This is a genomic window from Pseudomonas sp. BN102 (genome assembly GCF_029871245.1).
Taxonomy (GTDB): domain Bacteria; phylum Pseudomonadota; class Gammaproteobacteria; order Pseudomonadales; family Pseudomonadaceae; genus Metapseudomonas.
Map to the genome: position 1 here is coordinate 185,321 of NZ_SSON01000070.1, position 14,449 is coordinate 199,769.

Annotated in this window: 13 protein-coding genes; 1 reads left to right on the forward strand and 12 read right to left on the reverse strand. The window is 64.4% G+C overall.

The window, feature by feature from the left end; translation table 11 throughout:
* Positions 1 to 178: 178 nt before the first annotated feature.
* From E8F12_RS17070 to rfbB, 6 genes are all read right to left on the reverse strand, one after another.
* On the reverse strand, positions 179 to 1,552 hold the full coding sequence (locus E8F12_RS17070; protein ID WP_280326400.1) for a sigma-54 dependent transcriptional regulator: 1,374 nt from the start codon (positions 1,550 to 1,552) through the stop codon (positions 179 to 181).
* On the reverse strand, positions 1,549 to 3,360 hold the full coding sequence (locus tag E8F12_RS17075) for an ATP-binding protein (protein WP_280326401.1): 1,812 nt from the start codon (positions 3,358 to 3,360) through the stop codon (positions 1,549 to 1,551). Before E8F12_RS17075 ends, E8F12_RS17070 begins: the two co-directional genes overlap by 4 nt.
* 141 nt (positions 3,361 to 3,501) lie before the next feature.
* A complete protein-coding gene (gene rfbD / locus E8F12_RS17080; RefSeq protein ID WP_280326402.1) occupies positions 3,502 to 4,377 on the reverse strand; it encodes a dTDP-4-dehydrorhamnose reductase in 876 nt (291 codons plus the stop codon).
* Positions 4,374 to 4,919, reverse strand: coding sequence for a dTDP-4-dehydrorhamnose 3,5-epimerase (gene rfbC, locus E8F12_RS17085; RefSeq protein WP_280326403.1), 546 nt, complete (start codon positions 4,917 to 4,919; stop codon positions 4,374 to 4,376). The genes rfbD and rfbC overlap by 4 nt, the downstream gene beginning before the upstream one ends.
* A complete protein-coding gene (gene rfbA / locus E8F12_RS17090) occupies positions 4,916 to 5,788 on the reverse strand; it encodes a glucose-1-phosphate thymidylyltransferase RfbA (RefSeq protein WP_280326404.1) in 873 nt (290 codons plus the stop codon). Before rfbA ends, rfbC begins: the two co-directional genes overlap by 4 nt.
* Positions 5,785 to 6,849, reverse strand: a complete 1,065-nt coding sequence (gene rfbB, locus E8F12_RS17095) for a dTDP-glucose 4,6-dehydratase (protein WP_280326405.1) — start codon at positions 6,847 to 6,849, stop codon at positions 5,785 to 5,787. Before rfbB ends, rfbA begins: the two co-directional genes overlap by 4 nt.
* 393 nt (positions 6,850 to 7,242) lie before the next feature.
* Here rfbB and E8F12_RS17100 point away from each other — a divergent pair, with 393 nt between their 5' ends.
* Positions 7,243 to 8,037 (forward strand): MinD/ParA family protein, encoded by a 795-nt coding sequence (locus E8F12_RS17100; protein WP_280326406.1) that lies wholly within the window; start codon positions 7,243 to 7,245, stop codon positions 8,035 to 8,037.
* A 678-nt stretch (positions 8,038 to 8,715) separates the two neighbouring features.
* Here E8F12_RS17100 and E8F12_RS17105 read toward each other — a convergent pair.
* From E8F12_RS17105 to E8F12_RS17130, 6 genes are all read right to left on the reverse strand, one after another.
* Positions 8,716 to 9,111, reverse strand: coding sequence for a VanZ family protein (locus tag E8F12_RS17105; protein ID WP_280291470.1), 396 nt, complete (start codon positions 9,109 to 9,111; stop codon positions 8,716 to 8,718).
* Entirely contained in the window at positions 9,108 to 11,207 is a 2,100-nt protein-coding gene (locus E8F12_RS17110) for a YjbH domain-containing protein (RefSeq protein WP_280326407.1), read from the reverse strand. The genes E8F12_RS17105 and E8F12_RS17110 overlap by 4 nt, the downstream gene beginning before the upstream one ends.
* Entirely contained in the window at positions 11,204 to 11,974 is a 771-nt protein-coding gene (locus E8F12_RS17115) for a capsule biosynthesis GfcC family protein (RefSeq protein WP_280326408.1), read from the reverse strand. The genes E8F12_RS17110 and E8F12_RS17115 overlap by 4 nt, the downstream gene beginning before the upstream one ends.
* Positions 11,971 to 12,627, reverse strand: a complete 657-nt coding sequence (locus tag E8F12_RS17120; protein WP_280326409.1) for a YjbF family lipoprotein — start codon at positions 12,625 to 12,627, stop codon at positions 11,971 to 11,973. The genes E8F12_RS17115 and E8F12_RS17120 overlap by 4 nt, the downstream gene beginning before the upstream one ends.
* A gap of 11 nt (positions 12,628 to 12,638) precedes the next feature.
* On the reverse strand, positions 12,639 to 13,745 hold the full coding sequence (locus tag E8F12_RS17125; RefSeq protein WP_280326410.1) for a polysaccharide biosynthesis/export family protein: 1,107 nt from the start codon (positions 13,743 to 13,745) through the stop codon (positions 12,639 to 12,641).
* A 243-nt stretch (positions 13,746 to 13,988) separates the two neighbouring features.
* Positions 13,989 to 14,345 (reverse strand): hypothetical protein, encoded by a 357-nt coding sequence (locus E8F12_RS17130; protein ID WP_280326411.1) that lies wholly within the window; start codon positions 14,343 to 14,345, stop codon positions 13,989 to 13,991.
* Positions 14,346 to 14,449 lie beyond the last annotated feature (104 nt).

The following is a 14,449-nucleotide window of genomic DNA, read 5'->3' on the forward strand; positions in this document are numbered from 1 at the left end:
CTTGGCTGGCTTGTGGCCCGCTCGGGGAGAGGCCGGGAACTAGCGGGCCCGGCCTCCTGGCCCTGCGCGAGCAGGGATTGAATCTATAGGGGCAAACCTTGTGCCATTGCGCTGAAAACGCTCTGGCACGTGGCTTTTAGCTAGCCATCTGCCGGATGGATAAGCGGTTTATTGCCGATCAATCCTGCTCATCGGCGGGATTTCCGCCACTGAAGCTGAGGTTGTGCTTGCGCAGTTTGTCGGAGAGAGTCTTGCGCGGCAGGCCGAGGGCTTCGGCCACGCTGCGCAGCGAGCCATGGGGGCGGGTCAGCTCGGCGGCGATCAGGGCGCGCTCGAAGGCTTCCACCTGCTCGCTGAGGCCGCCGGCCACCTGGGGCAGGTCCACCGGCGTATTGTCCAGGGCCAGATCCAGGCCCAGGGCGAAGCGCTCCGCGGCATTCTGCAGTTCGCGCACATTGCCCGGCCAAGCGTGGGTCAGGAGCAGGGCGCGCTGGTTGCTGTCGAGGCTGCGCGCGGCCATCCCGTGGCGGCCGCTGGCAGCGTCGGCGAAGTGCTGGAACAGCAGCAGGGCGTCTTCGCCACGTTCGCGCAACGGCGGGATGCGCAGGCTGGCGACATTCAGCCGGTAGTAGAGGTCAGCGCGGAAGCGGCCCTGGTCGGCGGCCTGGCGCAGGTCTTCCTTGGTAGCGGCGATCACGCGGATATCCAGCGGGATCAGCTGATTGGCGCCGAGGCGCTCGACCGCCCGCTCCTGCAGCAGGCGCAGCAGCTTGACCTGGACATCCAGGCTCATGCTCTCGATCTCGTCGAGGAACAGGGTGCCGCCATTGGCGAACTCGAACTTGCCGATACGGCGTTTCTGCGCGCCGGTGAAGGCGCCCTGCTCGTGGCCGAACAGCTCGCTCTCCACCACCGACTCGGCCAGGGCGCCGGCATTGATGGCGACGAAGGGGCCGTCCCGGCGCGCCGACAGGTCGTGCAGCGCACGGGCCACCACTTCCTTGCCGGCACCGGTTTCGCCAAGGATGAGGACATCGGCGTTGGTGGCGGCGAGGGCACCTATCTGTTCACGCAGCCGCCGCATGGCCGGCGACTGGCCGACCAGGCGGCCGCTGAGCTGCTGGCGGTCGGAGAGGGCCAGGCGCAGGCTGCGGTTTTCCAGCACCAGGCGGCGCAGGTCGAGGGCGCGGTGCACGCTGTCCAGCAGCTGGTCGCTGGGGAAGGGTTTTTCCAGGAAGTCATAGGCGCCGGCGCGCATGGCCTGCACGGCCAGGGGCACATCGCCGTGGCCGGTGATCAGCAGCACCGGCAGGTCGGGGTCGCGTTCGCGCAGTTGGCCGAGCAGTTCCAGGCCGTCGATGCCCGGCATGCGGATATCAGTGACCACCACGCCCGGCCAGTCCTTGCCGATCCACTCCGCCACCCCTTGGGCGTCGCCCAGGGCCTGCACCTTGAGGCCGGCCAGGTCGAGGGTCTGGCTGAGGGCCTGGCGCAGGTGCGGGTCGTCGTCGATCAGCAGCACCTGGGTGCGGGCATCAAGGGCGTTGGTCATGCAGAGAGGTCCTCGGGAGGCTGTGGAATGACGCCAGGGGCGCCGTTACGCAGGCGCAGGGTCAGCAGGGCGCCGCCCTCCGGGTGGTTGGCGAGCAGCAGCTCACCGTCCAGGGCGCGCATCAGGCTATCGCAGATGGCCAGGCCAAGGCCAAGGCCCTGGGCGCTGGTCTTGGTGGTGAAGAAGGGTTCGCGGGCATGGCGCAGGGCGTCCTCGGAGAATCCGGGACCATTGTCGCGCAGGTGCAGGTCGACGCCGTCGGCGCTGGTTTCCGCACTGAGCCAGATGCGCCGCGGCTGGGCTTTTTCGGCCAGGGCGTCGAGGGCATTGGCGAGCAGGTTGCCGAGCACCTGGCGCAGGCGGGTTTCGCCGGCCTGGACCCAGAGCGGTGCGTCCGGCAGGTCGCGGATCAACTCTACGTCCATGGCCCGGCGGCGCTTGGCCAGCAGCGCCAGGGCATCGTCCAGGGCGGGCTGCAGGGCGACGCTTTCCGGGGCATGGCGGTCGCGGCGGGCGAAGGCGCGCAGGTGGGCGATGATCGACGCCATGCGCCCGGTGAGTTCGCTGATCTGGCGCAGGTTGCCGCGGGCGTCGTCGAGGCGCTCGTGGTCCAGCAATACGCCGGCGTTGTCGGCGTAGCTGCGGATGGCCGCCAGGGGTTGGTTCAGTTCGTGGCTGATGCTCGCCGACATGGTGCCCAGGGCCGACAGCTTGCTGGCCTGCACCAGCTCGTCCTGGGCGCGCACCAGTTCCTGCTGGGCCTGTTCGCGCTCCAGCACTTCGCCCTTGAGACGGCTGTTCAGCGCTTCGAGGTCCTGGGTGCGTTCCTGCACGCGCAGTTCCAGCTCGTGACGGGCGCGGGCGTCGAGGGCGATGCGGTCGAGGTAATGACGGCGCCGCTGCATCATCAGGCCGAGCAGCAGCAGCAGGGTGAGGAGGGTGGCGCCGCCGATGGCCATGGTGGTGGTCACCTGGCGGTCGATCAGCTGGCGCGGGGCGAGGATGCTGGCGGTCAGGCCGGTCTCCTTGAGTTCGCGGCTCTGGGTGAGCCAGGCCTTGTCGACCAGCTTCAGCGGCGGCGGCGATTGCGTCGGGTATGGCTGGTTCGCAGCAATGGCGGCGCGCTCGGCATTGTCCAGCGGGCGGGTGGCATGGAAGCGCCAGTCGCTGCGCGAGGAAATGATCACCACGCCGTTGGCGTCGGTCACCATGAGCTGCTCCGGGGTGTTGCCCCAGAGGGTTTCGGCGTCGTCCAGGTCTACCTTGACCACCAGTATGCCGATGATCCGCGCGCCGTCGCGCACCGGGCTGGCGAAGAAGTAGCCACGCTTGCGCGACGTGGTGCCGAGGCCGAAGAAGCGCCCCTGTTTGCCGGCCAGTGCCTCACGGAAATAAGGGCGGAAGGGGAAGCTGCGGCCGACGAAGCTGTCGGGCTGATCCCAGTTGGAGGAGCTGAGGGTCAGGCCGGCGGGGCTCATCAGGTAGATGACGTCAGCGCCGGTTTCCAGGCGGACTTCCGCCAGCAGGCGGTTGGCCTCGGCCTGGAGGCCGGCGCTCTGCGGCTGGGCCAGCAGGGTGCGCAGGGGCGGCAGGTCGGCGAGGATCGGCGGCAGCACCTCGTAGCGACGTAGCGTGCCCAGCAGGTTGGCGACGTAGAGGTCGAGGGTCTGGCGATTCTGCTCGGCCAGGGACTCGCTGTAGTAGCGCTCGCTGAAGTGCTGCAGCGGCCAGAGCAGCGGCGCCAGCAGCAACGCCAGCAGCACCAGGCTGCGCCAGCGTGGGCGATGGGGAATGGGGGTGGTGGTCATGCTGTCACTGTGCGCCGGTCGATGAGGCGCATTATGGCATCAGACTTAGCGGTCAGGAGCGAGGAGGCCCCGGCGCGGGAAATCGTAGGAGCCAGCTTGCTGGCGAAGGTTCGCGAGCAAGCTCGCTCCTACGGGAGCTACTCAGGTGTGCGGGCGCGTGTCGCCCAGGCACTCGGCCAGCGCGCTGCGCCAGTCGGGCAGGCGGACCTGCCAGTCCTGCGCCAGCTTGCTGCCGTCCAAACGCGAATTGAGCGGCCGCTTCGTCGGCGTCGGGTACTCGCTGGAGGGGATGGCCACCAGCCGCGCGCAAGGCTTGCCTTCGGCGCGCAATTGATCGGCGATGGCGCTGGCGAACCCGAACCAGGAGGTTTCCCCCTGGTTGGTCAGGTGGTAGACGCCCCAGTTGCGATTGCCTGCCTGCCACTTCTCCACCAGTTGGGCGGTGGCCTGGGCGATGCTACCGGCCCAGGTTGGCGCGCCGATCTGGTCGTCCACCACGCGCAATTCCTCACGCTCCTGCAGCAGGCGCTGCATGGTCAGCAGGAAGTTGCGCCCGTGCAGGGAATAAACCCAGCTGGTGCGCAGGATCAGGTACGCGCCGCCGACGGCCCGGATCGCCTGTTCGCCGGCGAGCTTGCTGCGGCCGTAGGCGCCCAGGGGATTGGTCGGGTCGTCTTCGTGGTAGGGAGCCGGCTTGTCGCCGTCGTAGACGTAGTCGGTGGAGTAGTGGAACAGCGGGATGCCGAGCGCGGCCGCTTCTTCCGCAAGCACGCCGGGAGCAGTGGCATTGATGGCGAAGGCCGCTTCGGGCTCGCTTTCCGCCTGGTCCACCGCCGTGTAGGCGGCGGCGTTGATCAACAGGTCGGGCGACTGGGCGCGGATCTGCTGGCGGATCAGCTCGGGCTGGGCCAGATCGAGTCGATCACGCCCCAGGGCGACGACCTCTGCCTTGCCGGCGAGGATCAGCTGCAGCTCGCGGGCGACCTGCCCGTTGTTGCCAGTGATGAGGACCTTCATGGGAACAGGTCCGCATCCTTGAGGGCAACGCCTGCCTGGTCTTTGACGGACAGGATCGGGGCCCCGGTCAACGGCCAGTCGATCGCCAGGTCCGGGTCATCCCAGCGGATGCAGCGCTCGTGCACGGGTGCGTAGTAATTGGTGGTCATGTAGAGGAACTCGGCCGTCTCGCTGAGCACCAGGAAGCCATGTGCGAAGCCTTCGGGCACCCACATCTGAAGCTTGTTCTCGGCTGACAGATAAGCTCCGGTCCATTGGCCGAAGGTGGGCGAACTGCGACGGATATCCACCGCCACGTCGAAGACCTCGCCTTGCACCACGCGCACCAGCTTGCCCTGGGCCTGTTGCACCTGATAGTGCAGGCCACGCAGCACACCGCGCTGGGAGCTCGAATGATTGTCCTGCACGAAATCCGGCTTCAGGCCAGTGAGCTCCTCGAACACGCGCGAATTGTAACTCTCGTAAAAAAAACCGCGCTCATCGCCGAAGACCCTGGGCTCCAGGATCAATACGTCCGGCAGCTCGGTTGCAATTACTTTCATGCGTGTTCACCTGCAAGTTTGAATAAATACTGGCCATAACCGGTCTTGCCGAAGGCCTTGGCTTGGGCCAGCAACTGGTCCTTGTCGATCCAGCCGTTCTGAAAGGCAATTTCTTCGAGGCAGGCCACCTTGAGCCCCTGGCGATGTTCGATGGTCTGCACGTACTGGGAGGCTTCCAGGAGGCTGTCGTGGGTGCCGGTATCCAGCCAGGCGAAACCACGGCCAAAGCGCTCGACGCGCAGGTCGCCTCGTTCGAGGTAGGCGTTGTTGACATCGGTGATCTCCAGCTCGCCCCTCGCGGAGGGTTTGACCGCCCTGGCGATGCGGATCACATCGTTGTCGTAGAAGTACAGGCCGGTCACCGCATAGCTGGACTTGGGCTGCTTGGGCTTCTCTTCGATGGAGACGGCTCGACCCTCGCTGTCGAACTCGATCACACCAAAGCGCTCCGGGTCGTTCACCCAGTAGCCGAAAACAGTCGCCCCGCTCGGATGGCTGGTCGCGCGCTTGAGCTTCTCGGTGAAGTGCTGGCCGTGGAAGATGTTGTCGCCGAGGATCAGGCACACCGAATCCTGGCCAATGAACTCTTCGCCAATCAGGAAAGCCTGAGCCAGGCCATCTGGCGACGGTTGCACGGCAAAGGTGAACCGGACTCCGAACTGGCTGCCATCGCCCAGCAGGTCGCGATACTGCGGCAGGTCGTGCGGGGTAGAGATCACCAGGATTTCGCGAATGCCGGCGAGCATCAACACCGAGATCGGGTAGTAGATCATCGGTTTGTCATAGATCGGCAGCAGCTGCTTGGATACGCCCAGGGTGATCGGGTGCAGGCGTGTACCGGAGCCTCCGGCAAGGATGATCCCTTTCATACAGAAGCTCCCAGCCGTTCGCGTTGGTAGCTGCCGTCCTGTACGCGGCGGCACCATTCGAGGTTGTCCAGGTACCACTGCACGGTCTTGCGCAGACCGGTGGCAAAGGTCTCTTGTGGCACCCAGCCCAATTCGCGCTCGATCTTCCCGGCGTCGATGGCGTAGCGCAGGTCATGGCCCGGGCGGTCCTTGACGAAGGTGATGAGGTCTTCGAAGCGGGCGACGCCGTCCGGCTTCTGCGGTGCCAACTCTTCCAGCAGGCTGCAGATGGTATGGACCACGTCGAGGTTCTTCTGCTCGTTGTGGCCGCCGATGTTGTAGGTCTCGCCCACCTGCCCGCGGGTGACGACTTCCAGCAGCGCGCGGGCATGGTCCTCGACGAACAGCCAGTCGCGAACCTGCTGGCCGTTGCCATAGACCGGCAGCGGCTTGCCTTCCAGGGCGTTGAGGATCATCAGCGGAATCAGCTTCTCGGGGAAGTGATAGGGGCCGTAGTTGTTCGAGCAATTGGTCAGCAGCACCGGCAGGCCATAGGTGCGATGCCAGGCACGGACCAGGTGGTCGGACGCCGCCTTGCTCGCCGAGTAGGGCGAGCTGGGCGCGTAGGGCGTGGTTTCGGTGAAGAGGTCGTCGACGCCATGCAGGTCGCCGTACACCTCATCGGTGGAGATGTGGTGGAAACGGAAGGCGGCCTTGCGTTCGGCGTCCAGGCCCAGCCAGTAGGTGCGCACGCTTTCCAGCAGGCTATAGGTGCCGACGATATTGGTCTGGATAAAGGCGGCCGGCCCGTCGATGGAGCGATCGACATGGGACTCGGCGGCGAGGTGCATCACGGCATCGGGCTGGAAGCGGGCCAGGGCCTGGCCAACCACCTGGCTGTCAGCGATATCGGCCTGGAGGAACTGATAGCGCGGGTTGTCTGCCACGGTTGCCAGCGACTCGAGGTTACCGGCATAGGTCAGCTTGTCCAGGTTGAGGACGTCATGGCTGGTATGCGTGAGCACGTGGCGGATCAGCGCCGAGCCAATGAAGCCGGCTCCGCCAGTGACCAGAATTCGCATGTCTATTCCCCGAATTTGAAGATGATCGGCATCTAGTGTGGGCTCGCATCTAACCGTGTAGGCGAGCCGGTTGTAAATGCGGGAATTCTACCCCCTGTCTGGGCCAGCCGTTGCACAAAACCCACCGGCGTATCGCACAACCTGTCGTGTGACAGGGGCTACTTGCTGGCTGCGACAACCCGAGCCTTGGGGGTAATCTTTGACGGCAACTTGCCACCATATTGGCCGCCGTGGCAGAGTCCGCGGGAAAGGATGGATAGGAAATTTTCTATGCATTCATTATCAGCGGTGGCAGGCGGTACGGCCGCCCACCAATGCTGATGAAGGCCCTGTCAGATCAGCGTCAGTTCTGGTCGGCAAGGAGGACTCCAACAGGGAACGTGTGGGGTGAGCATGGAAGCGAATCCGATTCAGGTTATTGCAGTGACCAGCGGCAAGGGCGGCGTCGGCAAGACCCAAGTGTCGACCAATCTGGCGATCGCGCTGGCGAGAAGGGGACGCAGAGTTGCGCTGCTGGACGCTGACCTGTCATTGGCCAACATCGATATCGCCTTGGGCCTGAATGCCAATTTCAGTTCCGCTGACGTTTTTGCCGGCAGGTGCAATCTCGCAGAGGTTGTCCAAATCGGGCCGGCAGCCATTCAGGTGGTGCCGTCGGCTTCCGGCGGGGCGCAAACCAGCTCCACCCAGCTTGCGGGGCTCATTCACGCGTTCAGTGAGATTGCCCAAGACCTGGATGTACTGGTCATCGACACGGCCAGCGGCATAGACCAGTCAGTCGTCAGCTTCGCGGTTGCTGCCCGGGAAGTCCTGGTCGTGGTGTGCGATGAGCCGGCGTCGGTCGCCAACGCATACGCCCTTATTCGACTGCTTCATCTCACTCACGGCGTAAGCCGCTTTCACCTGCTCGCAAACATGACGCGGACGCCGGAGGAAGGGCCCTATCTGTACAAGAAAATGCTCAAGCTCACAGAGCGGTCTCTCGACGTGGCCCTGCATTACCTGGGCGCCGTACCTTACGACGAGCAATTGCATGCCGCAGTCCGCAAACAGCGTGCCGTTGTCGAAGAGTTCCCCCGATCGAAAAGCGCAGTTGCCTTCAAGAAGATCGCCAATCGGGTCTACGGCTGGCCCTTGCCAGATACGCCAACGGGCAACCTGGAGTTCTTTCTCGAAACGCTCCTGTGAGCGAGACGCCCACAGCACACTGCAAGACCGCCCGCCTGCTCCCCTCTCCCTTTGGGAGAGGGCCGGGGCGGGCCGCGTTCGGATGAGGGATGCCTGCCCCCGCTCGGAGCGCCCCGCGGCCCGGCGGGAATAAGGCGGGGGTGCGGATCCACACGTCATAGGGCGGACAGCGCTTTTGTTGTGGGGGCGAATTCATTCGCTAACCGGGCAGCAGGTTCGGCCTGCAATGCCTCAGGGGGCAGCTGCGCTGCCCTAAGCGATTGAAATCGCCCCCACAAGTCGAGACGTGGCATCTATCGCGATGGTTGAGAATTCATTCGCGAAAGCCGGTGGGGTTATCCCCGGCCTGCTCGACCTGGCCAGGCGACCAGAACCGGCGCAAGACCAGCGTGCAGCCAATGCCGCTCAGCACGCCCGGCCCACCGGAAAAGAGGCGGAGGTGCGGATCCACACCTAATGGAGTAGACAGCGCTTTTATTGTGGGGGCGAATTGATTCGCTAACCGGACCGCAGGTTCGGCCTGCAATGCCCCAGGGGGCAGCTGCGCTGCCCTATGCGATTGAAATCGCCCCCACAAGTCGAGACGTGGCACCTATCGCCATGGTTGAGAATTTATTCGCGAAAACCGGTGGGGTTATCCCCGGATGTTAACCGGGCTGATGGCTCGCACCAGAGCCTCTACGAGGCATCCACCTCAGGCTCCCCGGCCTGCTCGACCTGGCCAGGCGACCAGAACCGGCGCAAGACCAGCGTGCAGCCAATGCCGCTCAGCACGCCCAGCACGTTGGCCACGATGTCGGCCAAGGATGCCGTGCGCAGGGGCAGCAGTTCCTGCCCCAACTCGACGCCCACGGACACCAGGAAGGGCCACAGGAACAGCCACGGCAACCGGGTACGTGGAAAGGCCAGCCACGCGCTCAGCGTGAGGCAGGCAAAACCCACCCAATGGTGCAGCTTGTCCTGGTTTTCGAAGGCCTCGGGCACCGGATCGCTGCGCAGGCCGGCAAGCAGGATCACCAGCAGCACGGCGCAGAAACCCAGGCGCGCGAGACGGGTGGTCCAGACAGGGTTCATTCCACTACCTTGTCGAAGTTGTTATGGAACAGATCGATGTTGCGTCCCTCGGTCAGCGAGTAGAGCGAGTAGCTGCGGCCCAGGGAAGCGCCACCGTCACGGGTCAGCGGCGACCAGGCCAGGTTGGCACGGCGCATGGTGGAGCTGGCCATCAGCTCGTCGAAGGGAATCGAGAAGTAGATGCCTTTGCTGAAACTACCCTCACCGTACTCATCCTGTGTGACGTTGGTGAGTGTCACAAAGCCGCCGAAGCGTACGCCGTTACGGAATTCCCGCGAGAGGTCGACCGTCACGCCGTAGTCACGGGCCAGATAGCGGCCCACGCTCACGGCAGCGAGGATGTCCTCGAAGGGCAAGCGGTAGTAGCCAGTCACATGGCCGGTGAGCACGTTGTAGTCGCGCAGGCCGAAGTCCTGCTCGAAGTCGCGCTGTTGGACCCAGTTGAGGTTGCCGCCGATGGCCCAGCGCTCGCCCATGGGGCGATACAGCAACTCGCCACCCACACCCGCGAACATCGATTCCAGGTAACCGCCATAGACCATGCCGTAGAGGTCTTCATCCAGCTGACGCGCCTTGTTCAGCTGGAAGGTGGGCATGGTCACATCCGAGGTGGTCATGTACTCGCGCACGAAGGTGCGCACCCGCGGCAGGTTGCTCGGCGCGGTGTACTTGAACTTGTCGAAGTTGTTCACCAGGTTTCCGCTGAGCATACCGTTCCACCACAGGTCACGCTGGAAGCGGTACTCGGCAGTCAGGTCGGCGGTGAACTGATAGAGGATGAAGCCGTCCGGGCCACCGACGTTCTGCTTGTAGCCCACGCCCAGGCCATAGGTGAAGGGCGACAGTTCCTGAGCGAACAGCTCCTTCTCCTGATGCGGTACGGGGGCGTTCTGCTCGGTGACGCGGCGCAGGTCCTCGATGGAGCGGTCCTTGTTCGCCACCTCGCGGAAAGTTTCGCGAGGCAGGCTTATTTCCTGTATCGGCACGCCGTTGCGGTTATCCACAACAGTGAACCAGTCGATCTCGTCGTTCACGCTGTTGTCGAGAATGCGCGCGGCGCGGCCCACGGCCTTGGGCTGGTGGAAGTAACGGGTCTGCTCGCCGTAGACGATCAGCTCCGAGTCGCGCTGGGCGATGCGCTCCACCCGGTAGCCGGCATTCTTCTGCAGGCGCTGGGCAACGCCGGCCCACTTCACATCTTCAGGCGCCACCTTGGGCATGCTCGCCTGCACGGGTTCGGCCGGCGGGTCGAAGGTCTTGGCCGGCGCCTTGCGGGTGGCGAAGTTGGTGTGCAGGGTGATGCCGAACATGGCCGTGTTGCCACGCTCCCAGGCGGCATGCAAATCCACCGAGTCCCCGGCCTTGAACACCAGGCCCAGGTTGATGGGCGAATCCTGCACCTGGTTGTTGTTCAGCGGTTCGTTCTCGTAGTCGTTGCCTTCGTACTCGATCTTGATCGACAGCGGATCCCAGGGCGTCTGGTAGTTCACGCCGCCGAAGAAGGACGGGCTGCCACGGAAGTAGCTGTCACCGTTGAATTCACCGGCATCGGCAACCGTTGCGGAGTTGTCCGGCCGGTCGTTGAACTTGTCGCCCAGCACGCCGAAGGGGTTGTCGATATCGCCCCGGTTACCAAGGTAACCCCAGGCCAGGCCCAGGCTGACATCCAGGTCGCCGAAGCGCTTGTTGCCCACGAAGTATTCGCTGGAGAACAGGCCGGTACCGCCGATATCTCGGCCACCCAGCGCCACTTCCGGCAGCCAGTGGCTTTCCTTGAGCAGGCGCAGCTTGGCGTCGATGGCCTTGTCCTTGTAGCTCTGGTCGCCGCTGAGTGCTGCGGCACCATAGTCACGGTTGCTGATGGCGGTATAGCGGAAGCTGCCCTCCAGCCAGTCGAAGGGCTGGAAGGACACGCTGTAGCGGCTGTACGGGTCGGTGCGGTTGGCGTTCACCGACAGCTCGCCGGCCGGGGCCATGCGCGCGGTGGGGGTTTGCAGCAGGCCTACGCCGCCGAAGTCGCTCTGTGTGTATCGCGGTTCAGCGTGAGCACAGGTGGCGCAGCCCAGCAAGAGGCAGGGCAGGAAGTGGCGCTTCATCGGGCCACCTCCAGCGGCTGGGTACCGATAAAGGCCGCAAGCTCCGCATTCAGGTCCGGCGTCGGGTCGCCCAGGCCGGCACCGCGCACGGGCACATAAATGCGTGCGCCCGGCGCCGGTGGGGGCGCCTCCTGGCGGTTCCACAGGGCAACGCCCTGGCGCTGCACCTGGCCATCGGGCTGGACCACGAAAAGCTCATCCGCGTCGGCCTCGGCATGCCGGGGGCAGGCCTCCAGGTAGTCCCGCGCGGGCTTGAACGGCTCGAAGCGCAAGCTGCACTCCGCCTGCACGGCGCCCTCCACCCGCACAAAGTCGGGTCTCGGCGGGTACAGTAGGCGGTCGCCGGCGCTGAGCACGGGGTTGTGCTCGCGGTTCAGCTCCACCTTCACCGGGTCGAGCACGGCCAGGCGGCGGCCGGTCACCGGCATCGCCTGCACCTTGTCGGTCAGGCGTTTGGCCAACTCGGCCAGGGCCGGGCGGTTGTCCAGCAGCGCATTACGTTCCAGGGTGGCCAGGTCGAACAGTACGCCGAGCTTCAGGCGTGTCTGCTTCTCCCGCAGTGGGCGATGCAGCCAGGCCGCGCCCAGCAGGTAGGCATTGGGGCTTACCTGTGCAGGCAGCAGCACATCATGGAGGCGTGTTTCTGAAGTGATGGAATAGGGGCCAGGCTCGGCGGCATCACCCTCAACCGTTACGGTGGGGGCGGCGCTGGCGGCGCAAACGAACAGGGCGCTGCAAAGCAGCAACCAGGATGCGGGAAGACTCATTGTGCGTTCGGTTTCATCGGGCGCACCTGGACGATGCGCAAAGGCAGCTCGGGGGTTACATGCTGGACGCTGGCCAGGATGAAGCCGTCGGCGGGGTCCACCCAGTACTGGTTAAGGGCCGAGAAACCCAGGCCGGGTATCTCGATATGCTCATCCACCCGCAACAGCTCCAGGTCAAGGTCGAGGATGCGCACCGTCTCCAGGCCCTGCTTCTCGAAATGACTGATCAGGCGGGCGCCCATCTGGTAGCGCCCGGCAAAATCCACCTGGCGCTCGGCGCGCAGGCCATCCGGAATGCGGTGCAGGCCGGTGCGAAAGGGCGATTCGCCGACAAAGCGCGTACCGTCCAGGTTGTCGTTGAATCCCACGGAGCGGATGGCCAGGCCGTCCTTCATCATCAGCACCTGCTGGGTCGAGGCGAGCCAGAACTCCACCCCTTCCTGCAGGCGCACCAACGCCATCACCGCCTCCCCGGTTGGGGCGGTGATCACGATCTGGTAATAGGGAACGGCATCGACCTGCTCGCGAGTCAGCTCCAGGGGCTCAGGCCCCTGCACGGCCGCCTTGAAGGTATCCAGGCTGGCCGTCATCAACGGGTTGCAGGCACTGAGTAGAGCGGCCAGGGGCAGCATGGCCAGGCGCGTTATCTTCACGTCACTGGCTCTCAGTTGCTGTTGTCGCTCATGTCATCCTGAATGGCGACCCCGGTGCGCAGCAGATTGGCGGTGGGGAACACCTGGCTGATAAAGCGGTTCCAGCGGGTGACATCAGCTGGGCCGACATAGACCACATCCTGGGGCTGGAGCTTGAAGTGTTCGGCCAGGATGAAGGCGGACGGCGACTTGAGGTTGAGTTGGTAGACCTTGGCAACGTCGCGCTGCAGGTCATCCACCCCACGGATCACATACACCTCCTTGCCGCTGGAGGTTTCCTGGCGCAGGCCGCCGACACTACCCAGGGCGTCGGTGAGGTTCATGCTGCTGCCCTTGAAGAACAGGGAGCGGGCGGCATTCACCTCACCCAACAAATAGACCTTCTTGTTGTCGTTGTAAGGCAGGTGCAACTGGTCACCGTCCTTCAAGTAGATGCTGTGCAGGACGGAGTCCTTGCGGTTCAGCGTGTCGAGGTCGATGACATACTCGCGACCTTCGCGCTTGAGCACCAGGCCGGAGATATCGGCAGCGTTCGCAACAACAGCGCCCTGTCCGACGGCATCCAGAAGGCTTAGGGGCGTATTGGTGACCGGTACGGTGCCGGTCTTGCCAAAGGCACCAGAGAGAATCACCTTCTGGCTGGCAAAGCGCAGGACGCTCACGTCCACCTGGGGCTCTGTCACCACGCTGGTGAGCTGCGATGCGATCAATGAGCGCAGTTCTTCGATGGTCTTGCCTGCAGCTTCGATGGTGCCCACATAGGGATAGAACAGGGTTCCATCCGGGCGCACCAGGCGGCCGTTGGCCTCGATCTGCTGCTGCGGGCCGGAGGGGGCGGTCAGTTCGGGATGGTCCCACACGGTGATATAGACCAGGTCACCGGCACCAATCCGGTACTCGCCCGGCTGATAGCTGAGCAGCTCGGGCGCTACTTTGGCACCGTTCATGCCGTTCTCGATGGCCACCAGCTTCGGCGTGATGGGGACTAACTCGATGCGGCTGCTTTCCGGCGAACCTTCGCGCACCAGGTTGCCGGAATCCATGTGTTGGCCAGGGGAGAACATACAGCCTTGCAGGGTGAGGCCAAGCAGCATGGCCAGGGGAAGTGCGCGAGTCATGGTCGGGTGGTCTTGTGCAGTAGTACAGGCCTGACCGAAGTGGCAGCGCCGGTATCAGAAGTAATGGGTCATGTTTTCAGGTTGATGCCGTAGCCAGCAGGAGCGTACCGCAAGGCTATGCGCAGAAGGGCGCAAGGAAGCTGGGCTTATGTGACGATCAACCGGGGCCGGAAGTTTCAGCCCGAATGCGAAACCTCCCAGCACAGCTGGGAGGTTTCAGGGTACAGCGGCTAAGCGCAGGGCTTAGTTGGTGGTGCCGGTGGTGCCAGTGGTACCAGTGGTGCCAGTGGTGCCGCCAGTGCCCGGGGTGTTGTCGTTGCCGCCGCCGCCGCTGTTGGAGGCAGCGACGCCCGCCGCAATGGCTGCCGCGCCGATTGCCAGGCCGGTACCCACAGTAACGCCGCCGGCAACCGGGGTGGACAGGCTGAGGCCTTGGGTGGCGCCTGGTTTGTTGGGCATGGCATTGCCGGCCCTGGAGGCGTTCTGGGCGCCAGTTGCCGATTTGGTCGCGGCGTTGGTGGTGCCCTGTGCGGGAGGATTGGCAGCCATCAGGGGGGTGCTGATGACAGCGGCTATAGCCAGGGAGAGAAGTTTTTTCACAGTCATGCTCCTTTTGAGGGGGGATCCCTGATGGCACAGATAGTGGCATAGGGTAGGGGAAAGACGGCTGCCGCTGCAAGAAAAAACAGTATCGATGATTAACA